21 protein-coding genes are annotated in these 19,267 nt (G+C 62.7%); 15 read left to right on the top strand and 6 right to left on the bottom strand.

Features of this window, described 5'->3' with window-relative positions; translation table 11 throughout:
* Positions 1-181: 181 nt before the first annotated feature.
* Genes OKW20_RS15305 through OKW20_RS15290 form a run of 4 tightly spaced genes read right to left on the bottom strand, consistent with a single transcriptional unit; the run spans position 182 to position 2,808 of the window.
* Positions 182-838 (bottom strand): CDP-alcohol phosphatidyltransferase family protein, encoded by a 657-nt coding sequence (locus tag OKW20_RS15305; RefSeq protein WP_429173320.1) that lies wholly within the window; start codon positions 836-838, stop codon positions 182-184.
* Positions 822-1,220, bottom strand: coding sequence for a hypothetical protein (locus OKW20_RS15300; protein WP_429173318.1), 399 nt, complete (start codon positions 1,218-1,220; stop codon positions 822-824). Before OKW20_RS15300 ends, OKW20_RS15305 begins: the two co-directional genes overlap by 17 nt.
* Positions 1,217-2,167 (bottom strand): phosphatidate cytidylyltransferase, encoded by a 951-nt coding sequence (locus tag OKW20_RS15295; RefSeq protein ID WP_043617993.1) that lies wholly within the window; start codon positions 2,165-2,167, stop codon positions 1,217-1,219. Before OKW20_RS15295 ends, OKW20_RS15300 begins: the two co-directional genes overlap by 4 nt.
* Positions 2,164-2,808, bottom strand: coding sequence for a lysophospholipid acyltransferase family protein (locus OKW20_RS15290; RefSeq protein WP_429173469.1), 645 nt, complete (start codon positions 2,806-2,808; stop codon positions 2,164-2,166). Before OKW20_RS15290 ends, OKW20_RS15295 begins: the two co-directional genes overlap by 4 nt.
* A gap of 534 nt (positions 2,809-3,342) precedes the next feature.
* Here OKW20_RS15290 and OKW20_RS15285 point away from each other — a divergent pair.
* From OKW20_RS15285 to OKW20_RS15215, 15 genes are all read left to right on the top strand, one after another.
* Complete coding sequence (locus tag OKW20_RS15285) at positions 3,343-4,155, top strand: class I SAM-dependent methyltransferase (RefSeq protein ID WP_429173315.1); 813 nt, start codon at positions 3,343-3,345, stop codon at positions 4,153-4,155.
* 548 nt (positions 4,156-4,703) lie between these two features.
* Positions 4,704-5,594: a VOC family protein gene (locus OKW20_RS15280; RefSeq protein ID WP_429173312.1), complete on the top strand. Its 891-nt coding sequence runs from the start codon at positions 4,704-4,706 to the stop codon at positions 5,592-5,594.
* Positions 5,594-6,436, top strand: coding sequence for a 3-deoxy-8-phosphooctulonate synthase (gene kdsA / locus OKW20_RS15275; RefSeq protein ID WP_429173310.1), 843 nt, complete (start codon positions 5,594-5,596; stop codon positions 6,434-6,436). The genes OKW20_RS15280 and kdsA overlap by 1 nt, the downstream gene beginning before the upstream one ends.
* Positions 6,437-6,571: 135 nt before the next feature.
* Positions 6,572-7,846 carry a phosphopyruvate hydratase gene (gene eno, locus OKW20_RS15270; protein WP_043618005.1) on the top strand — a complete coding sequence of 425 codons (1,275 nt, stop codon included), beginning with the start codon at positions 6,572-6,574 and terminating at the stop codon, positions 7,844-7,846.
* Between the two features lie 146 nt (positions 7,847-7,992).
* Positions 7,993-8,313 carry an FtsB family cell division protein gene (locus tag OKW20_RS15265; RefSeq protein WP_043618008.1) on the top strand — a complete coding sequence of 107 codons (321 nt, stop codon included), beginning with the start codon at positions 7,993-7,995 and terminating at the stop codon, positions 8,311-8,313.
* A gap of 136 nt (positions 8,314-8,449) precedes the next feature.
* Positions 8,450-9,496, top strand: a complete 1,047-nt coding sequence (pdhA, locus tag OKW20_RS15260) for a pyruvate dehydrogenase (acetyl-transferring) E1 component subunit alpha (protein WP_043618011.1) — start codon at positions 8,450-8,452, stop codon at positions 9,494-9,496.
* A 17-nt stretch (positions 9,497-9,513) separates the two neighbouring features.
* Entirely contained in the window at positions 9,514-10,884 is a 1,371-nt protein-coding gene (locus tag OKW20_RS15255) for a pyruvate dehydrogenase complex E1 component subunit beta (protein ID WP_043618014.1), read from the top strand.
* Between the two features lie 15 nt (positions 10,885-10,899).
* On the top strand, positions 10,900-12,237 hold the full coding sequence (locus tag OKW20_RS15250; protein ID WP_429173307.1) for a pyruvate dehydrogenase complex dihydrolipoamide acetyltransferase: 1,338 nt from the start codon (positions 10,900-10,902) through the stop codon (positions 12,235-12,237).
* A 66-nt stretch (positions 12,238-12,303) separates the two neighbouring features.
* Positions 12,304-12,945, top strand: a complete 642-nt coding sequence (locus OKW20_RS15245; RefSeq protein WP_429173304.1) for an SGNH/GDSL hydrolase family protein — start codon at positions 12,304-12,306, stop codon at positions 12,943-12,945.
* A 2-nt stretch (positions 12,946-12,947) separates the two neighbouring features.
* The gene (locus tag OKW20_RS15240) at positions 12,948-13,529 is read left to right on the top strand and encodes a GNAT family N-acetyltransferase (protein ID WP_043622042.1); all 582 of its coding nucleotides are present in this window, start codon (positions 12,948-12,950) and stop codon (positions 13,527-13,529) included.
* A gap of 18 nt (positions 13,530-13,547) precedes the next feature.
* Positions 13,548-14,993, top strand: a complete 1,446-nt coding sequence (lpdA, locus tag OKW20_RS15235) for a dihydrolipoyl dehydrogenase (protein ID WP_043622043.1) — start codon at positions 13,548-13,550, stop codon at positions 14,991-14,993.
* Positions 14,994-15,067: 74 nt separating this feature from the next.
* A complete protein-coding gene (locus OKW20_RS15230; protein WP_043622045.1) occupies positions 15,068-15,319 on the top strand; it encodes a GlsB/YeaQ/YmgE family stress response membrane protein in 252 nt (83 codons plus the stop codon).
* A 131-nt stretch (positions 15,320-15,450) separates the two neighbouring features.
* Complete coding sequence (gene lipA, locus OKW20_RS15225; protein ID WP_043622048.1) at positions 15,451-16,422, top strand: lipoyl synthase; 972 nt, start codon at positions 15,451-15,453, stop codon at positions 16,420-16,422.
* A gap of 85 nt (positions 16,423-16,507) precedes the next feature.
* A complete protein-coding gene (locus tag OKW20_RS15220) occupies positions 16,508-17,098 on the top strand; it encodes an AAA family ATPase (RefSeq protein WP_429173302.1) in 591 nt (196 codons plus the stop codon).
* Between the two features lie 9 nt (positions 17,099-17,107).
* Positions 17,108-17,557: a type II toxin-antitoxin system RatA family toxin gene (locus OKW20_RS15215; RefSeq protein ID WP_429173299.1), complete on the top strand. Its 450-nt coding sequence runs from the start codon at positions 17,108-17,110 to the stop codon at positions 17,555-17,557.
* On the opposite strand, the gene OKW20_RS15210 is transcribed toward OKW20_RS15215, so the two are convergent.
* Together OKW20_RS15210 and OKW20_RS15205 are read right to left on the bottom strand one after the other, a co-directional pair.
* Complete coding sequence (locus OKW20_RS15210) at positions 17,545-18,042, bottom strand: CinA family protein (protein ID WP_429173466.1); 498 nt, start codon at positions 18,040-18,042, stop codon at positions 17,545-17,547. The two genes, OKW20_RS15215 and OKW20_RS15210, sit on opposite strands and share 13 nt — an antisense overlap.
* On the bottom strand, positions 18,042-19,247 hold the full coding sequence (locus tag OKW20_RS15205) for a bifunctional 2-C-methyl-D-erythritol 4-phosphate cytidylyltransferase/2-C-methyl-D-erythritol 2,4-cyclodiphosphate synthase (protein ID WP_429173463.1): 1,206 nt from the start codon (positions 19,245-19,247) through the stop codon (positions 18,042-18,044). Before OKW20_RS15205 ends, OKW20_RS15210 begins: the two co-directional genes overlap by 1 nt.
* Between the last annotated feature and the right edge of the window lie 20 nt (positions 19,248-19,267).

The following is a 19,267-nucleotide window of genomic DNA, read 5'->3' as shown; positions in this document are numbered from 1 at the left end:
TTCAGGAGGCGGCGATCACGGGTCTGATCGCCGCCGATCTTGGCGCGCACGAGCATTCGTTCATCGGTGACGCTCGTGGCATTTAATAAATAGACTAATCTATCTAGTAATGGACCTAGGCATACGTCAAGGGGCCGCGCGATGTTGCGGCGGCCTCGTTCATGATGCGTGAAGAGGGTGTTTAGCCTTTGTTGGGCGCGTTTTTCCGAAGCCAGGCAATCTGGCGGCGGGCGCGCAGAAGGGCCGTCAGCGCTGCCCCGATCGAAATCGCAAGAAGCGCGATCCACAGCACTTCGCCATCGCCGAGCCAGAGGCCTTCAAAGGCCGAAACAACAGCGCCCAGCGTTATCGTCGCCATGCGGTGCTGTTTGGCCATCGGGCCGGAGAAGTCGCTGGGCGCGCCATTGGCACGGCCGAGTTCGCGCACATAGGCGGTCAACACGCCGAAAGTGGCCGCAGCAAAACCGAGAGCCGGCACGCCGATGGCAAAACCTGCGCCGACGAAGATGAAGATATCGGCGATGCGATCGGGAAACTCATTCCAGAAGGGACCGTCGGCCTCGCCCTTGCCGCCCTCGACGGCGACCATGCCGTCGAAGAGGTTGCAGAGCAGGCGCAACTGGCAAAAGAGGGCGGCAGCGATGAACAGGCTCGCCCTTACGCCATCCTCGCTTCCGCCCGCGAGCCAGAAGGCAAGGCCGGCTAGGGCAGCCGCCAGCATGCTCGCCTGCGAGATCCGGTTCGGCGTGAGGTTCATCGATGCCAGGCGGCGTGCAATGGCCTGCGCCCAGCGGGTGTTGCGACTTGCGAGCGGCCTGCGGTCACCGGTCTCGGTCATGTTCGCCTCGGCTGATGGAATAGTTGTAGATGGCGGCGTAGGTGGTCGAAACCGTAAGCGGCAGCGCGATCGTCTTCAGGATCTCGGGCGTGCCGCTGGCCGCGTGGATCGCGACAAGTACAGCCGAGGAACCAAGGCAGGCGATAAGTGGTGGCAGGACCAGACGCCAGGCGCCGCTGAACTGCTTGGAAAGCGCGTCGATCGCCGTCTTGAGGTAGAGCGTCAGGAGCGCCGAAAGCGTTCCCTGGACGAGGCCGGCAACAAGCGGTTTCGGCATCGGGTGATGGCGGTTGGCGAAAAGCGCCCAGCCGCCCATGGCGAAAAAGGCGAGGGCCACATGAACGACGCCGCTTGATGCCAGCCCCCTCAGTTTGGCGCTCATGTCAGCGACCACCAGTAGCGCGTCAGATGGAAGAAGATCGGCGCGGAAAAGACGACGGAATCGAGCCGGTCGATGAGCCCGCCATGGCCTTCGATCAGATGGCCCCAGTCCTTGACGCCGCGATCCCGCTTGATTGCCGACATGACGAGACCGCCGAAGAAGCCCATCAGGGTGATGATGAGCGACATCAGCGCCGCCTGCGCCGGCGTGAACGGGGTGATCCACCAGAGCGAGGCACCGATCAGGGTTGCGCTCGCAACGCCGCCGACGAAGCCCTCGACCGTCTTCGACGGCGAAAGGGTGGGCGCGATTTTGGTTTTGCCGAAGAGCTTGCCCCAGACATATTGCAGCACGTCGCTCGACTGAACGACGATGACGAGGAAGGCGATGAGGAGCACGTTGCGTCCCTCATAGCCTGGGATCTGAAGCGTGAGCAACGCCGGCACGTGCGAGGCGCAGAAGACGCAGATCATCAGCGCCCATTGCACCTCGGAGATCCGGACCAGGAAGTCGCGGGTGTCGCCGCGAAGGACCGCGACGATCGGCATCAGCAGGAAGGCATAGACCGGCACGAAGATCGAATAGATCCCGTATTGCTCGGCCCAGAGCAGGAAGTAGTTGATCGGCAGGACGACGAAGAAGGCGGCCGCGATCGCCCAGTGGTCGCCGCGGCGCGTGTTGATGAGCGTGATGAATTCGCGCAGCGCTGCAAACGAGCAGAAGGCAAAGAGCAGCAACACGCCGACCCGGCCGGCAACGAAGGCGATCGCGATCAGGACCACCATCGCCCACCACGCCTTGATGCGGGCGTTGAGGTTCTCGATCGCGCCGTTCGACCCGTCAGGCGAAAGCTTCTGCTTGAGCACGTAGCCGACGCTCGACGCCAGCACGAGAACGCCGCCGACGCCGGAGAGCAGCTTGAGCATGTCCAGGCTGGCTGTGCTCATGCGCGGTCATCTGTCGATGACGGCGCGAGCGAAAGCAGCGCGGCCTCGGCGCGGGCGATGAACTCTTCCTTCGTCTCCTGCGCCTTGAGGCGCATCGGTTCGCCGAAATTGACGGTGCAGATGAGCGGGATCGGCACGAACTCCCCCTTGGGCATGACGCGATTGAGATTGTTGATCCAGACGGGGACCAGCGCCACGTCCGGGCGCTTGCAAGCGAGGTGGAAGAGCCCGCTCTTGAACGGCAAAAGGCGTGCTTCGGTCTGGTTGCGCGTTCCCTCGGGAAAGAGAATGAGCGACGATCCGTCGTTGAGCACGGCCGCCATCTGCTCGACCGGGTCCTGCGTGCGCGCTTCCGGGTCGCGTTCGATCAGCAGCGCATCGAACACGTCACGGCCGATGAAGCGCGAAAGCTTCGATTTCAGCCAGTACTCGGCGCCCGCGACCGGCCGGGCGCGTTCCCTGAGCCAAGGCGGCAGGACCGCCCAGATCAGCACGAAATCGCCGTGGCTGGAATGGTTGGCGAAGTAAATGCTCTGCTTCGGCGGGAGGCCGGTCTCATGCCAGATGGCGCGTGCCGCCGTCAGCGCTCGCGCAAACATCATGATGGCGATGGAAGCCAGCTTGGCCATCATCTCGCGCATCATGTGAATGTGTGCCCGATTGGAAACCGGGTCAGCGTCCCGATGCGCCGTTTGGCGTCCCTCGGCCGCGCCCGGATGCGTTGCTTGTCCTGCAAGTCGATAATCAAATGCTGCCCCTCAGCCTGCTGCCCGGCATAACTCCAGGCTGCATTGGTGAATTTTACGCAATTGTGACGGCTTCTCAAGCGGTTGAAATCATAGGCAGCATGATAACGTGCAGACCGTGCCGGATATTCGTTCGCCGGGGCTATTGAACAAAACCCTTGCGGCCGCAAGCCGCACGGCGTGGACCTTTGTTTGCATTGACCACCCGCAACCCAGCCGCTAGCGTGCGGCTTCCAGCAAGAGGAGCGTCGTCCAATGCGCCAGTAATGCCCGGTGAAAACCGAATCGCCTCAACTTCGCTTGCGAAGGGGATGGACGATGGCATTGCTGCGATCCGCATCGACGGACGAACGCCAGGGCATTTCTGCCTGCGATCTCCATTCGCCTTCATGAGCGGTCACATCAGGACAAAGTTTCCAGGGACCGAATATGCAAGATATTTCCTCCTCCAATCTCGATATCATCGATCACAATCGCCAGGCGTGGGACCGGCAGGCAAGCCAGGACTGCGAATGGTCGCGCCCGGTCACGCCGGAGATGATCGCCGACGCCCGCAAGGGTCAGTGGCAGGCGCGGCTGACCCCCGGTGACTTGCCTGACGGGTGGTTGCCCGACGTCAAGGGCAAGAGGATCCTCTGCCTGGCGTCCGCCGGTGGGCAGCAGGCACCGATCCTGGCTGCGGCCGGTGCCGACGTTACGGTCTTCGACATCTCCGAGGGACAGCTCGAACAGGATCGGCGCGTCGCCGAACGCGAAGGGTTGCCGCTTTCGGCCGTGCAGGGTGACATGCGCGACCTCTCTGTCTTTGCCGACGAAACCTTCGATATCGTCTTTCACCCCATCTCGAATCTCTACGTTCCGGATATCCGTCCGGTCTGGCGGGAGTGCCACCGGGTGCTGAAAACCGGCGGTCGGCTGCTTTCGAGCTTCTACAATCCGATCGTTTTCGTCGGCGACCGCGATCCGGCCCATGCGGAAAGGGGTCTTATCCGCCCGGCCTACCGGCTCCCCTTTGCCGAAGCGGAGCATCTCCCTCCCGATGTCGTGCAGGCCAAGGTCGGGCGTGGCGAGGCCCTGGTGTTCGGACACAGCCTTTCTCAGCAGATCGAGGGGCAATTGCAGGCCGGTTTCCTGTTGGCCGGCTTTCACGAGGATTGGCAGCCGTCGGCTCGTTTCCTGATCGACAGGTTCGTGCCGACCTTCATCGCCACCTTCGCCATCAAGAGCGATCGTCGCCCCTGATGGAGTGAGCCCGGTGTCCCGGCCGGGCCGAAAGCTTACGCGCAACAAGAGCAACCGCAGCGGCCGGTAGGGGGCTGCGGTTGTCGAACCCGGCTTCGTCGCCGCCTATTTACCTCGCGTTACTGTTACGTACTCGCCAAAGCATCGTTTTCGTACTTTCCTGTTCGTCAGCGAAACTGGAAAGGGGTCAATCCGTATGCGCTTCATCGCTTTGTTGTTCGTGCCTTTGGCGGTCGCCGTGCTGGGGCTCTCGGGTTGTGCCTCTACGTCCTCGACCAATACGTCCTACACGCAGCCCCAGACGTTCGCCCCCGGTCTCGGTGCGGGGAACACGGCCAACGCCACGACGGCGCCGGGCTACTACTGACCTTCCGGCGGTTCGTCTGCTGGCGACAGGCATAATCCGCGGCGGGCGCAGCCGGCCGCGGATGGTTCGCGTTTGCAGCAACGGCCCGAGCCCGGACCGTCGATCCGCTCCCTGGCGGTGACCCGGCTTGCATTCGCCGGCCAAAAGTTGCAAACAGCGGCGAACCATCAGGGAACACGCCATGAGCCTCTCCAAGCGCACCACCCGCCCGCTCGATCACCTCGTGCTGCCGGTGGATACGCTTACCCAGGCGCGGCGTCGGCTTTCCGATCTCGGCTTTACCGTCGCCGACGATGCCCGCCATCCCTTCGGCACCGAAAATGCCTGTGTCTTCTTTACCGACGGCACCTATCTCGAACCGCTCGCCATAGCGTCCCGCGAGGAATGCGAGGCGGCCGCACTCGACGGCAATGCCTTTGTGGCGCGCGATCAGGCGTTTCGTTTCCGCCAGGGACCGGAAGGTCTCTCGGCGCTGGTCTTCGGCACCGAGGACGCGGCGAGCGATCACATCCGCTTTCGGGCGTGCGGCATCTCCGGCGGAGACATGCTGGAATTTTCCCGGCCGATGAAGCTGCCGGATGGCCGTGAGGGCCTGGGCTCCTTCCGCCTGGCCTTTGCCGCGGATCTTCGCGCGCCGGATTTCTTCCTCTTCAACTGTCAGCGCGTTCGCGCGCTCCCCACCGATCGGGCGGCGCTGGAGCGGCACGACAACGGTGTGATCGGCATCAGCGAAGTGGTGCTGTCGGAAGCCAATCCGACCGATTTCCAGTATCTGCTGCAGGAAGCGGTCGATGAGCGCGAGGTTTCGGCGCATTCCTTCGGCATGGATGTCGCGACCACCAACGCCAAGATCTCGGTGCTGAACGCCGCCGGCATGGAAGCCTTCTTCGGTCGCTCGGTGCGCAATGCCGAACGGGGCTTGCGCGGGCGGGCAGTCGTTTTCCGCGTTGCCGATCTCGAAGCGACGCGGGCGCTGTTCGCCGACAACGATATCGAATTTGCAGAAATGGGCGGGCGCCTCATTGTTCCCGAAATGCCGGGGCAAGGGGTGATCTTCGCGTTTGGAGCTTGATGATGAAAACCAATGCCAGAGTCGTGGTCGGGGAGGGTGCCCGCCAGGTCGCCTTCGCACAGACCGAGAAGTTGTCGCTGATCGCCGGCCCCTGCCAGATGGAGAGCCGTGAACACGCCTTCATGATGGCGGGCGCGCTCTCGGAACTCTGCAACAAGCTCGGGCTCGGCCTCGTCTACAAATCCTCCTTCGACAAGGCCAACCGCACGTCGCTCTCGGGCAAACGTGGCATCGGCCTCGAAAAGGCGATGGAAATCTTCGCCGACCTCAAGAAGGAATTCGGCTTCCCGGTCCTGACCGACATCCACACCGAAGAGCAATGCGCGCTGGTCGCCCCGATGGTCGACATTCTGCAGATCCCGGCCTTCCTGTCGCGGCAAACCGATCTTCTGGTCGCAGCCGCCAAGACCGGCCGCGCGATCAACGTCAAGAAGGGCCAGTTCCTGGCGCCCTGGGACATGAAGAACGTGCTGGCGAAGTTCACCGAGAGCGGCAACCCCAATGTCATGCTGTGCGAGCGCGGCGCCTCCTTCGGCTACAACACGCTGGTCTCCGACATGCGCTCGCTGCCGATCATGGCCTCGCTCGGCGCACCCGTCGTTTTCGATGCGACTCATTCGGTCCAGCAGCCGGGCGGGCAGGGCGGTTCGACCGGCGGCCAGCGTGAATTTGTCGAGACGCTGGCGCGTGCGGCCGTTGCCGTTGGCGTCGCCGGTCTGTTCGTCGAGACGCACGAAGATCCGGACAATGCGCCGTCGGATGGCCCGAACATGGTGCATCTGAAGGACATGCCGCGGCTGCTCGAAAAGCTGCTGGCGTTCGACGCGATCGCCAAGGGCTGAGCCCCGCGACGCTTCGTGAAATTTTCATGAACCGCAATGGCGCGGTTGTTTTTGCATATTGCGCGCCATTGTAATTTCGAGGCCTTGGCGTATGACAGGCCCCGACCACCCACCGTCCTCAACAGGGAAGAGATCATGACTGCAATCATCGACATCATCGGCCGAGAAATTCTGGACAGCCGCGGCAACCCGACCGTCGAGGTCGACGTGTACCTGGAAGACGGAAGCTTCGGTCGCGCGGCAGTCCCGTCGGGCGCCTCGACCGGTGCGCATGAGGCTGTCGAGCTGCGCGATGGTGGAACGCGTTACCTCGGCAAGGGCGTCGAGCGCGCCGTCGAAGCCGTCAACGGCGAGATCTTCGAAGCGATCGGCGGTCTCGATGCCGAGAACCAGATCCAGATCGACAAGACCATGATCGAGCTCGACGGCACGGCGAACAAGTCGCGCCTCGGCGCCAACGCCATCCTCGGCGTTTCGATGGCTGTCGCCAAGGCCGCTGCCGAAGCTGCCGGCCTGCCGCTCTATCGTTACGTCGGCGGCCCGAACGCCCACGTGCTGCCGGTACCGATGATGAACATCATCAACGGCGGCGCCCATGCCGACAACCCGATCGACTTTCAGGAGTTCATGATCGTTCCGGTTGGTGCCGACACGATGCGCGACGCCGTTCGTATGGGTTCGGAAGTTTTCCACACGCTGAAGAAGCAGCTCTCCGCTGACGGCCACAACACCAATGTCGGCGACGAAGGCGGCTTCGCGCCGGGTCTCGCCTCTGCTCCGGCAGCGCTCGACTTCATCATGAAGTCGATCGAAAAGGCTGGCTACAAGCCGGGCGAAGACATGTTCATCGCGCTCGATTGCGCAGCGACCGAATTCTTCAAGGACGGCAAGTACGTTCTCGAAGGTGAAGGCCGCACGCTCGAGCCGGGCGCCATGGCTGAATACCTGGCGGAACTCGCTGCCAAGTACCCGATCTTCTCGATCGAAGACGGTATGGCCGAAGACGACTGGGATGGCTGGAAGGCCGTGACCGACCTCATCGGCAACAAGTGCCAGCTCGTCGGCGACGACCTGTTCGTCACCAATTCGGCGCGCCTGCGCGACGGCATCAAGATGGGTGTCGCCAACTCGATCCTCGTCAAGGTCAACCAGATCGGCTCGCTGTCGGAAACGCTCGACGCCGTCGAGACCGCGCACAAGGCACGCTACACCGCCGTCATGTCGCACCGCTCGGGCGAAACCGAAGACGCGACGATCGCCGATCTCGCGGTCGCCACCAACTGCGGCCAGATCAAGACCGGCTCGCTCGCCCGTTCGGACCGGCTCGCAAAGTACAACCAGCTGATCCGCATCGAAGAGCAGCTCGGCCTGCAGGCGAAGTACGCCGGCCGTTCGATCCTGCGCGGCTGATCGCCGCCTGATATTCGTCTGAAAATCGAACCCGTCCACACGGCCCCGTGTGGGCGGGTTTCTATTTTCCTGCCGTTCATGGTCAACGGTCGGTTAATCAATCGCCGCTAATCTGATTGCCGTACTGCGTATCAGGGCGTGAATGCATGTGGACACGGCATCATAAGAAACGGAAACTGGGACGGCTGGTGATGCCGCTGATCGCGGTCGCCTTTCTCTCCTACTTCGGCTATCATTCCATTCACGGCGGCTATGGCCTGAAGGCGACCGAGCAATTCGATCGCCAGATCGTCGAGCGGCAGGCGCGGCTGGATAAGCTCACGAAACAGCGGTTGATCCTTGAAAAGGAGGTTCAGCTGATGAGTGATGGGTCGCTGGAAAGGGACATGCTGGATGAAAAGGCTCGCCTCGCGCTCAACATGTCGCGAAGTGACGAGATCGTTATTTTTCACCGCGTCGCAAATTAACCTGAATTCAGTTAATTGAAATTTGTAAAGTAAAATCAATTGTTTGTGTGGAATGTGAGCCATGCAAATATGGCATTGCTGTGTCTGCTTTCTTTCCCTATGGTAACCGCAAAAGGCTAACCATTGGGAGGAACGAATGGCTCCGCGAAAATCCGCGTCCGTTTCCAGCCGCAAGAGTGCCGCAAAGCCGGCGAAGAAAGACTTCAATGGCGGCACGTTCGCCGAATTCTCCAAACAGGAAGATCTGAGCGCCTACCGCGAAATGCTGCTGATCCGGCGTTTCGAGGAAAAGGCCGGCCAGCTCTATGGCATGGGCTTCATCGGCGGCTTCTGTCACCTCTATATCGGCCAGGAAGCTGTCGTTGTCGGCATGCAGATGGCGCTGAAAGAAGGCGACCAGGTCATCACCGCCTACCGTGACCATGGCCACATGCTGGCCTGCGGCATGAGCGCCCGCGGTGTCATGGCCGAACTCACCGGTCGTCGCAGCGGTCTTTCCAAGGGGAAGGGCGGCTCGATGCACATGTTCTCCAAGGAAAAGCACTTCTACGGCGGTCACGGCATCGTCGGCGCCCAGGTGTCGCTCGGCACCGGTCTTGCTTTCGCCAACCGCTATCGCGGCAACGACAACGTGTCCGTTGCCTATTTCGGTGACGGCGCTGCCAACCAGGGCCAGGTCTACGAAAGCTTCAACATGGCGCAGCTCTGGAAGCTGCCGGTGATCTACGTGATCGAGAACAACCGTTACGCCATGGGTACGTCCGTTTCGCGCGCTTCGGCACAGACCGACTTCTCGCAGCGCGGTGTCTCCTTCAACATTCCCGGCTTCCAGGTCGACGGCATGGACGTCCGCGCGGTCAAGGCCGCCGGCGACGAGGCTGTTGAGCATTGCCGCTCGGGCAAGGGTCCGATCATCCTCGAGATGCAGACCTATCGCTATCGCGGTCACTCGATGTCCGACCCGGCGAAGTATCGCTCGAAGGACGAAGTGCAGAAGATGCGCTCGGAGCATGACCCGATCGAGCAGGTGAAGGCGCGTCTGACCGAAAAGGGTTGGGCGAACGAGGACGAACTGAAGCAGATCGACAAGGAAGTCCGCGACATCGTTGCCGACAGCGCCGATTTTGCCCAGGCCGATCCGGAGCCGGATGCATCCGAGCTCTACACCGACATCCTGCTTTGATCCGGGGAGGGACAAACATGCCAGTAGAAATTCTTATGCCTGCCCTTTCCCCGACCATGGAGGAAGGCACGCTCTCGAAATGGCTGAAAAACGAAGGCGACAAGGTCACTTCCGGTGACGTCATTGCCGAGATCGAGACCGACAAGGCGACGATGGAAGTCGAAGCCGTTGATGAAGGCACGATCGGCAAGCTCCTGATCGCTGCCGGCACCGAAGGCGTCAAGGTCAACACCCCGATCGCCGTGCTGCTGCAGGACGGCGAAGGCGCAGGCGATATCGCCGCTCCGAAGGCCGAAGCGCCGAAGGCAGCTGCTGCCGAAGCGCCGGCCGCTTCCGCGCCGGCTCCGGTTGCAGCCCAGCCGAAGGTCGAAGTTGCCGCTGATCCGGCGATCCCCGCCGGCACCGAAATGGTCACCATGACCGTTCGCGAAGCGCTTCGTGACGCCATGGCCGAAGAAATGCGCGCCAGCGACGACGTCTTCGTCATGGGCGAAGAAGTCGCCGAATACCAGGGCGCCTACAAGATCACCCAGGGCCTCTTGCAGGAATTCGGTGCGCGTCGCGTCATCGATACCCCGATCACCGAGCACGGCTTTGCCGGCGTCGGCGTCGGCGCTGCCATGACCGGTCTGCGTCCGATCGTCGAGTTCATGACCTTCAACTTCGCCATGCAGGCGATCGACCAGATCATCAACTCCGCTGCCAAGACGCTCTACATGTCCGGTGGCCAGATGGGCGCGCCGATCGTCTTCCGTGGCCCGAGCGGTGCCGCTGCCCGCGTGGCCGCTCAGCACTCGCAGTGCTACGCCGCCTGGTACAGCCATATCCCGGGTCTGAAAGTCGTCATGCCCTACACGGCTGCCGACGCCAAGGGCCTGCTCAAGGCTGCGATCCGCGACCCGAACCCGGTCATCTTCCTCGAAAACGAAATCCTCTACGGTCACTCCTTCGAAGTGCCGAAGCTTGACGATTTCGTGCTGCCGATCGGCAAGGCCCGCATCCACAAGGTCGGCAAGGACGCAACGATCGTCTCCTTCGGCATCGGCATGACCTACGCCGTCAAGGCGGTTGCCGAACTCGAAGCCCAGGGCATCGACGTCGAACTGATCGACCTGCGCACGATCCGTCCGATGGACCTGCCGACGGTCATCGAATCCGTCAAGAAGACCGGCCGCCTCGTCACCGTTGAAGAAGGCTACCCGCAGTCTTCCGTCGGCACCGAAATCGCGACCCGCGTCATGCAGCAGGCCTTCGACTACCTTGACGCCCCGATCCTCACGATCGCCGGCAAGGACGTTCCGATGCCTTACGCCGCGAACCTCGAGAAGCTGGCGCTTCCGAACGTCGCAGAGGTTGTCGATGCGGTGAAAGCCGTTTGCTACAAATAAGGGGAGGGCCCTTCGATGCCTATCAACATCACAATGCCTGCCCTCTCCCCGACGATGGAAGAAGGCAATCTGGCCAAGTGGCTGGTCAAGGAAGGCGATAAGGTCAAGTCCGGCGACGTGATCGCCGAGATCGAGACCGACAAGGCGACGATGGAAGTCGAAGCCGTCGACGAAGGCACCGTTGCCAAGCTCGTTGTCCCCGCCGGCACCGAAGGCGTCAAGGTCAACGCGCTGATCGCCGTTCTCGCCGCCGATGGCGAGGATGTCGCTGCTGCCGCCAAGGGCGGCAACGGCGCGGCAGCACCGGCACCTGCCGCCAAGGCCGAAGCGCCTGCACCGGCAGCGCCGAGCGCTCCGGCTGCGGCGCCAGCCGCTGCACCGGCTGCAGCCCAGCCGGCCAAGGCTGAGGGCGGCGCCCGCGTCTTCTCTTCGCCGCTCGCACGCCGTCTGGCCAAGGACGCCGGTATCGACCTTTCGGCGATCGCCGGTTCGGGTCCGCATGGCCGCGTCATCAAGAAGGACGTCGAAGCTGCCGTCACCGGTGGCACTGCCAAGCCCGCCGCCGCACCGGCCGCCGGCGCTGCTGCTCCTGCAGCCGCTCCGCTCGCCAAGGGCCCGTCGGACGAAGCCGTTCTCAAGCTGTTCGAGCCGGGTTCCTACGAACTCGTGCCGCATGACGGCATGCGCAAGACGATCGCCAAGCGTCTTGTCGAATCCAAGCAGACGATCCCGCACTTCTACGTGTCGGTCGATTGCGAACTCGACGCGCTGTTGGCGCTGCGTGCACAGCTCAATGCCGCTGCTCCCGAGCAGGGCGGCAAGCCGGTCTACAAGCTCTCCGTCAACGACATGGTCATCAAGGCCCTGGCGCTGGCACTGCGCGACGTTCCGAACGCGAACGTTTCCTGGACCGAAAGCAACATGGTCAAGCACAAGCACGCTGACGTCGGTGTCGCCGTGTCGATCCCCGGCGGCCTGATCACCCCGATCGTGCGCCAGGCGGACCTGAAGAGCCTGTCGGCCATCTCCAACGAGATGAAGGACCTCGGTCAGCGCGCCAAGGACCGCAAGCTGAAGCCCGAGGAATACCAGGGCGGCACCACTGCCGTCTCGAACATGGGCATGATGGGCGTCAAGAACTTCGCCGCCGTCGTCAACCCGCCGCACGCCACGATCCTCGCGATCGGTGCCGGCGAGGAGCGCGTCGTCGTGAAGAACAAGCAGATGGTCATCGCCAATGTCATGACCGTCACGCTCTCGACCGACCATCGCGCCGTCGATGGCGCGCTCGGTGCCGAACTGCTCGGTGCCTTCAAGCGCTACATCGAAAACCCGATGGGCATGCTGGTCTGAGTTGGATAAGGACCGGCCTTCGGGCCGGTCCGTTCCTTTTCGCGCAGTCGAAGGCGGGCCCGGACGATGAAAACAGTTCTCTGCTATGGCGACAGTCTGACCTGGGGCTATGATGCTACCGATGGCGGGCGTCATGCGCTTGCCGATCGCTGGCCAAGCGTATTGCAGAAGGCGCTGGGACCGGACGTCCAGGTCATTGCCGAAGGGCTGAACGGCCGCACCACCGCCTATGACGATCATCTCGCCGATTGCGACCGCAACGGCGCCAAGGTGCTGCCGACGGTGCTGCACAGCCACGCCCCGCTCGATCTCGTCATTCTGCTGCTCGGCGCCAACGACATGAAGCCGATCATTCACGGGACCGCGTTCGGTGCCGTGCAAGGGGTCGAGCGTCTCGTCAGCCTGGTGCGACGGCACGATTGGCCCGTCGCTGGCGAAGAAGGCCCGGACATCCTGATCGTATCGCCGCCGCAGCTCTGCGAAACGGCCGATGCCGGGTTTGCCGCCATGTTTGCCGGCGGCATCGAACAGTCGGCGATGCTGGCGCCGCTTTACCGTGACCTCGCCGACGAACTCGATTGCGGCTTCTTCGACGCTGGCTCGGTGGCGGAGACCACGCCGCTCGATGGCGTACATCTCGATGCGGAAAATACGCGAGCGATCGGCCGCGGCCTGGAACCGGTCGTGCGGATGATGCTCGGGGTCTGAGCATGGTTGGGGGCGTCACCATACGTCCGGCGGAAAGACGTGAGGCGGCTGAACTCGCCATCCTCGTCGACATCGCGGCGCATGGCTTTGCCTCCTGGCTTTGGTACGGCGCGGTTCAGCATGGGGTGACGGATACGGCGTTCGAGCGCGGCCGTAACAAGCTGCGCGAGGAGCCTGGGCCGGGGAATTGGCGCGATGCGCTGGTTGCCGAGATCGATGACGAAGTTGCCGGACTGTCGGTCGGCTATGGGATTGGGCCGGAAGCGGCCGAGATTGTCGCCAGGCACCCGGTTCTCGAGCCCCTGCTGGCGCTGCAACGGCAGATCGTCGGGCACTGGTTCATCGAGAGCCTCGGCGTCTATCGCCATCAGCGCGGTCGCGGGATCGGCAAGGCGCTCTTGGCAGAGGAATTCGAACGCGCCGGATCGGCGCCGGTGAGCCTGATCACCGAAAGCCACAATGTGAGGGCGCAGGCACTATACAGGGCAAACGGCTTCGGCGAGGCAGCGCGCGTCGAAGCGGTTCCGCTCTTTGAGGAAAGCAAGAAACACGACTGGGTGCTCTTCACCCGCAAAGTCGCTTGAGACAAAGGCAGGAAACACATGGCTGAGAATTACGACGTCATCGTCATCGGTTCGGGTCCGGGGGGCTACATCGCCGCCATTCGTGCGGCGCAGTTGGGTCTCAAGACCGCGGTCGTCGAGCGCGAGCATCTGGCCGGCATCTGCTCCAACTGGGGCTGTATCCCGACCAAGGCACTGCTGCGCTCCGCTGAGGTTCTTCATTATGCCCAGCATCCGGGCGCCTATGGCATCAAGATCGAAGGCACGGTGACGCCGGATCTGAAGGCGATCGTCGCCCGCTCGCGTGGCATTGCCGAGCGCATGAACGGCGGTGTCGGCTTCCTTATGAAGAAGAACAAGGTCGACGTGATCTGGGGCGAGGCCAAGCTGACGAAGCCGGGCGAGATCGTCGTCGGCAAATCGACGAAGCCCGTCGTCCAGCCGCAGGCGCCGCTGCCGAAGAACACCAAGGGCGAGGGCACCTACACCGCCAAGCACATCATTATCGCGACCGGCGCTCGTCCGCGCGCGCTTCCGGGCATCGAGCCTGATGGCAAGCTGATCTGGACCTATTTCGAGGCGATGAAGCCCGAGGAAATGCCGAAGTCGCTGCTGGTCATGGGCTCGGGCGCGATCGGCATCGAATTCGCCTCGTTCTACCGCACCATGGGTGTCGACGTGACGGTCGTTGAAGTCATGCCGAACGTCATGCCGGTCGAAGACGCCGAAATCTCGAACATTGCCAAGAAGCAGTTCGAGAAGCAGGGCATGAAGATCCATCTTCAGGCCAAGGTGACGAAGGTCGAGAAGGCTGCCAACTCGATCACCGCCCATGTCGAGATGAAGGATGGCAAGGTCGAAAAGATCACCGCCGATCGCATGATTTCGGCTGTCGGCGTCCAGGGCAACATCGAGAACCTCGGTCTTGAGACGCTCGGCGTCAAGACCGACCGCGGCTGCATCGTCATCGACGGCTATGGCAAGACCAACGTTCCCGGCGTCTACGCGATCGGCGACGTTGCCGGCCCGCCGATGCTCGCCCACAAGGCCGAGCACGAAGCCGTCATCTGCGTCGAAAAGATCGCCGGCCTGCCGAACGTCCACCCGATGGACAAGCTGAAGATCCCGGGCTGCACCTATTGCCACCCGCAGGTCGCTTCGGTCGGTCTGACGGAAGCCAAGGCCAAGGAACTCGGCCGCGACATCCGCGTCGGCCGCTTCCCCTTCGTTGCCAACGGCAAGGCGATTGCGCTTGGCGAAGACCAGGGCCTGGTCAAGACGATCTTCGACAAGAAGACCGGCGAACTGCTTGGCGCCCACATGGTCGGTGCCGAAGTCACCGAACTGATCCAGGGCTTCGTCGTCGCGATGAACCTCGAGACGACCGAGGAAGACCTGATGCACACGATCTTCCCGCATCCGACGATCTCGGAGACGATGAAGGAAAGCGTGCTCGACGCCTACGGCCGCGCCCTCAACGCCTAAAGGGTGTAGCGACGGAACTTTTCACGCAGCTTCGGCATTGATTACTGCCTCGTTTTCAATGCACGGAGATAACAATGAGCGTGAACGGCGTCGGTATTCTGGCTGCGATCATCATCGGCGGTTTGGCCGGGTGGCTCGCGGAGAGGTTCATGAACAGCGACATGGGGCTGTTCATGAACATACTGCTCGGCATCATCGGCGCGGTGGTGCTGAACTTCATCCTGGCGGCCTTCGGCATGACCTTTGCCGGCTGGGTTGCCTATCTGGTCATCGGCTTCATCGGCGCCTGCCTGCTGATCGCCGTTGGTCGCGCCGTCAAACGATAGCCTGCCGGGCCATCTGCGCTTCCGTCGGGCGTGATATGAAGACGGCCTGACATTTGCCATCGGGCCGTCTATATAGAGCGAAAATGGGTTACCCGGCCTGATGCCGGCCCCGCCGCGACGAGGAAGACAGTATGGTAACGGTATTCGATGCCGTCTCTGACCGGGCGCAACGCGTCCGCCACCCGGAAAAGGCCCACAAGCCCGACACGGAGGTGATGCGCAAGCCGGAGTGGATCCGCGTCAAGGCGCCGATGTCCAAGGGCTATCAGGAGACCCGCGAGCTGGTGCGGTCGCACAAGCTCGTGACCGTGTGTGAAGAAGCCGGCTGCCCGAACATCGGCGAGTGCTGGGACAAGAAGCACGCGACCTTCATGATCATGGGCGAGATCTGTACCCGCGCCTGCGCCTTCTGCAACGTCGCGACCGGCAAGCCGAACGCGCTCGACATGGAAGAGCCGGCCAACATTGCCAAGGCCGTCAAGCAGATGGGCCTTAGCCACGTGGTCATCACCTCGGTCGATCGCGACGACCTGGAAGACGGTGGCGCCGAACACTTCGAGAAGGTGATCTGGGCGATCCGCGAAGCATCGCCTTCGACGACCATCGAGATCCTGACGCCGGACTTCCTGAAGAAGCCGGGCGCGCTCGAGCGTGTCGTTGCCGCCAAGCCCGACGTCTTCAACCACAACATGGAAACGGTGCCCGGCAACTACCTGACGGTCCGTCCGGGTGCACGCTACTTCCACTCCGTCCGCCTGCTGCAGCGCGTGAAGGAACTGGACCCGACCATGTTCACCAAATCCGGCATCATGGTTGGCCTCGGTGAAGAGCGCAACGAAGTGCTGCAGCTGATGGATGATCTTCGAACCGCTGACGTCGACTTCCTGACGATCGGCCAGTACCTGCAGCCGACCCGCAAGCACCACAAGGTCGAAGCGTTCGTGACGCCCGAGGAGTTCAAGTCCTACGAGACCGTCGCCTACACCAAGGGCTTCCTGATGGTGTCATCGAGCCCGCTGACGCGCTCCTCGCACCACGCCGGCGACGACTTTGCGCGGCTGCGTGCAGCCCGCGAGAAGAAGCTGGCGGCCGTGGCAGGCTGACAGCCTGGCTGATCAAAAGAAACTCCGGCCCCGCGCCGGAGTTTCACATTGGGTTTCGCTCTTCCCGAATTCCGCGGGAGTTTCCATGAACCAGCCGTCAAAACCGGCAATCGTCAACTATGTCGCCGATGCCGTTGCCGCCGACCATATTCGCAGTGCCAGGCGTATCCTCGTTGTCGGGTGCTCCGGCGGCGGCAAGTCGACGCTTTCACTGAAGCTCGCCCGTCAGTTCCAGCTTGCTTACATTTCGATCGATCGGGATATTCGCTGGTTGCCGGGTTGGGCCGAGCGTGACCGGGCGGAGCAACGCCAGCGCATTGTCGAGAAGATCGCCGCCGATCGCTGGGTCATGGATGGCACCAGTCCGTCTTCATTCGATATCCGGGTGCCAAGAAGCGACATCGTGATCTGGGTGCGCATGCCGCGGCTTGTCTGCATACGCGGCGTCGTTACCCGCTGGCTGAAACACTTCGGCCGCACCCGTCCTGAGATGGCGCCGGGGTGCATCGAAAAGGTCGATTGGGATTTCCTTCAGTTCATCTGGACGTTCGAGCAGAAATTTACGCCGCACATCGTCGCAGGTCTGGCAAAGCACGGCCCTGACGTGCCGGTTCTGCAGTTGAAATCGCGGCGCCAGATGCGCAGGCTCCTTGATCTTCTCGGTTCTCCCGCTTAACTCCCCCTTATGCCGCATTTCGAAACCAACCACGTCGTCAAGCACACCGCAGACCAGATGTTCGATCTCGTTGCCGACGTCGAACAGTATCCGCAGTTTCTGCCGCTCTGCGAGGCGCTGAAAGTACGTTCCCGCAAGGAGCGCGACGGCAAAGTGCTGCTGCTTGCCGACATGACCGTCGGTTACAAGGCGATCCGCGAGACTTTCACGACACAGGTGTTGTTGAACAAGGCCGAGCGCACCATCGATGTGAAGTACATCGATGGGCCGTTCAAATATCTCGACAACCGCTGGCGCTTCGAGCCTTCGGACGAGGGGCAGTCGGTCGTGCACTTCGATATCGACTACGAGTTCAAGAGCCGCATTCTCGGCGCCCTGATGGGCACGATGTTCGATCGCGCTTTCCGTATGTTCTCCGACGCGTTCGAAAAGCGCGCCGACAGCATCTATTCGGCCTGAGCGATTTCCGTCAGCATGTCGAGCGCGGTGCGCACGGTTGCGAGCCGGATCTTGCTGCGGCCGATATCGCCGTAGCGCATTTCCCGATGCAGCAATGCCCCGTTTCGTCCGTATGCCGCAAGGTGTACGAGGCCGACAGGCTTTTCGGCAGAGCCACCGCCCGGGCCGGCAATGCCGGTGACGGCGACGGCGAAATCCGCCGCCGAATGCGCGACGGCACCCTGCGCCATCTCGATTGCCGTCTGCCGCGACACCGCACCATGGGCGATAAGTGTCGCTGCCTCGACGCCGAGCATCGCCACTTTCGCCTCGTTGGAATAGGTGACGAAACCGCGATCGACGACCACCGACGAGCCGGGAATCTCGGTCAAGGCGCCCGCGATCAGGCCGCCGGTGCAGGATTCGGCGGTCGCGACCTTGAGACCGCGCGCCGTAAACGCAGCGATAATCTCACCGGCCTTGACCTCGATATCGGCTGGCCACATCACGAAAGGCTCCCATAGACAACGGTGGCCGTGGCGATCGCGGCGATGCCTTCGTCGCGGCCGACAAAGCCAAGGCGTTCGTTGGTCGTTGCCTTCACCGAACAGCGGTCGAGCGAAATCCCCAGCATGTCCGAAAGATTCTCGCGCATCGTCAGGCGGTGCGGCCCGACCTTCGGCGCTTCGGCGATCAGCGAAACGTCCGCATTGGTGATGATGCCGCCGCGTTCGCGCACGATCTTGGCCGCATGCTCCAGGAAAATGCGAGACGGCGCGCCCTTCCATTGCGGGTCGGAGGGCGGGAAATGATCGCCGATGTCGCCGGCGCCGCAGGTGGCGAGCAGCGCGTCGGTGAGCGCATGCAGCGCCACGTCGGCATCGGAGTGGCCGGAGAGTTTCTTGGTATGGGCAATGAAGACGCCGCAGAGCGTGACGCCGTCGCCCTCGACGAGCTGGTGCACGTCATAGCCGTTGCCCGTGCGCACATCGGGCAGGGCAATCCGCTTGAGTTTCTCGTCGGCCATGGCGATATCCCTTTTCAGCGTAAGCTTGACGTTGTCGACGGCGCCTTCGACGAGCACGACCTTGAGGCCGGCCCATTCGGCGATCGACGCGTCGTCGGTGAAATCCGTGCGGCCGCTTCTTGCCGCATCCCGGTGGGCGGTAAGAATGGCCTGGAGATCGAAGGTCTGAGGCGTCTGCGCACCATAAAGGCCGTCGCGGGGCACGGTTTCCGTGACCATGCCATCCTTGCCGGCACGCTTCAGCGTGTCTGCAACGGCGACTGCCGGCAGCACGGCCGTGACGTCTTCACCCAATGCCGCAGCGCAGCGCGACAGCAGTGCGTGATCGGCAAAGGGGCGCACCGCGTCGTGGATCATCACGCGGCGCGCGCCGATGTCCGCCAGGGCCTCAAGGCCGGCGAGCACCGATATCTGCCGGGTGGCGCCGCCATGGACGATGATCACATCGCTGGCCGCAGAGCGCTTGCGTGCGGCGTCGAACAGCGCTTCGTCATCCGGATGAATGACGACGACGATCGGGCCGGCGTCCGGCCATGTCGCGAAAGTGTCAAGCGTATGGGCGATAACGGGGCGGTCGCCGATGGTTCGGTACTGCTTCGGACCCTCGGCCGATTGTCCGGCGCGTTCGCCGCGTCCTGCCGCAACGATAACGACGCCGCACTTGAGCTGTTCTTGAGGCTGCATTTTCTGTATGAGGTCCCGCA

It is taken from the genome of Ensifer sp. LBL (assembly GCF_050435225.1).
In the GTDB taxonomy this organism is placed as follows: domain Bacteria; phylum Pseudomonadota; class Alphaproteobacteria; order Rhizobiales; family Rhizobiaceae; genus Ensifer.
The sequence above is the reverse complement of the archived record's forward strand: the minus strand, read 5'-3'. Positions and strand labels throughout refer to the sequence as shown.

What these genes read in the sequence shown, in the direction of transcription:
- OKW20_RS15220 (WP_429173302.1), top strand. Translation starts at nt 16,508, where the DNA reads ATGAACCAGCCGTCAAAACCGGCAATCGTCAACTATGTCGCCGATGCC.
- OKW20_RS15245 (WP_429173304.1), top strand. Translation starts at nt 12,304, where the DNA reads ATGAAAACAGTTCTCTGCTATGGCGACAGTCTGACCTGGGGCTATGAT.
- OKW20_RS15215 (WP_429173299.1), top strand. Translation starts at nt 17,108, where the DNA reads ATGCCGCATTTCGAAACCAACCACGTCGTCAAGCACACCGCAGACCAG.
- OKW20_RS15240 (WP_043622042.1), top strand. Translation starts at nt 12,948, where the DNA reads ATGGTTGGGGGCGTCACCATACGTCCGGCGGAAAGACGTGAGGCGGCT.
- OKW20_RS15280 (WP_429173312.1), top strand. Translation starts at nt 4,704, where the DNA reads ATGAGCCTCTCCAAGCGCACCACCCGCCCGCTCGATCACCTCGTGCTG.
- OKW20_RS15210 (WP_429173466.1), bottom strand. Translation starts at nt 18,042, where the DNA reads ATGTGGCCAGCCGATATCGAGGTCAAGGCCGGTGAGATTATCGCTGCG.
- OKW20_RS15305 (WP_429173320.1), bottom strand. Translation starts at nt 838, where the DNA reads ATGACCGAGACCGGTGACCGCAGGCCGCTCGCAAGTCGCAACACCCGC.
- OKW20_RS15300 (WP_429173318.1), bottom strand. Translation starts at nt 1,220, where the DNA reads ATGAGCGCCAAACTGAGGGGGCTGGCATCAAGCGGCGTCGTTCATGTG.
- OKW20_RS15265 (WP_043618008.1), top strand. Translation starts at nt 7,993, where the DNA reads ATGTGGACACGGCATCATAAGAAACGGAAACTGGGACGGCTGGTGATG.
- OKW20_RS15295 (WP_043617993.1), bottom strand. Translation starts at nt 2,167, where the DNA reads ATGAGCACAGCCAGCCTGGACATGCTCAAGCTGCTCTCCGGCGTCGGC.
- OKW20_RS15290 (WP_429173469.1), bottom strand. Translation starts at nt 2,808, where the DNA reads ATGCGCGAGATGATGGCCAAGCTGGCTTCCATCGCCATCATGATGTTT.
- kdsA (WP_429173310.1), top strand. Translation starts at nt 5,594, where the DNA reads ATGATGAAAACCAATGCCAGAGTCGTGGTCGGGGAGGGTGCCCGCCAG.
- OKW20_RS15255 (WP_043618014.1), top strand. Translation starts at nt 9,514, where the DNA reads ATGCCAGTAGAAATTCTTATGCCTGCCCTTTCCCCGACCATGGAGGAA.
- eno (WP_043618005.1), top strand. Translation starts at nt 6,572, where the DNA reads ATGACTGCAATCATCGACATCATCGGCCGAGAAATTCTGGACAGCCGC.
- OKW20_RS15230 (WP_043622045.1), top strand. Translation starts at nt 15,068, where the DNA reads ATGAGCGTGAACGGCGTCGGTATTCTGGCTGCGATCATCATCGGCGGT.
- OKW20_RS15205 (WP_429173463.1), bottom strand. Translation starts at nt 19,247, where the DNA reads ATGCAGCCTCAAGAACAGCTCAAGTGCGGCGTCGTTATCGTTGCGGCA.
- OKW20_RS15285 (WP_429173315.1), top strand. Translation starts at nt 3,343, where the DNA reads ATGCAAGATATTTCCTCCTCCAATCTCGATATCATCGATCACAATCGC.
- lipA (WP_043622048.1), top strand. Translation starts at nt 15,451, where the DNA reads ATGGTAACGGTATTCGATGCCGTCTCTGACCGGGCGCAACGCGTCCGC.
- pdhA (WP_043618011.1), top strand. Translation starts at nt 8,450, where the DNA reads ATGGCTCCGCGAAAATCCGCGTCCGTTTCCAGCCGCAAGAGTGCCGCA.
- OKW20_RS15250 (WP_429173307.1), top strand. Translation starts at nt 10,900, where the DNA reads ATGCCTATCAACATCACAATGCCTGCCCTCTCCCCGACGATGGAAGAA.
- lpdA (WP_043622043.1), top strand. Translation starts at nt 13,548, where the DNA reads ATGGCTGAGAATTACGACGTCATCGTCATCGGTTCGGGTCCGGGGGGC.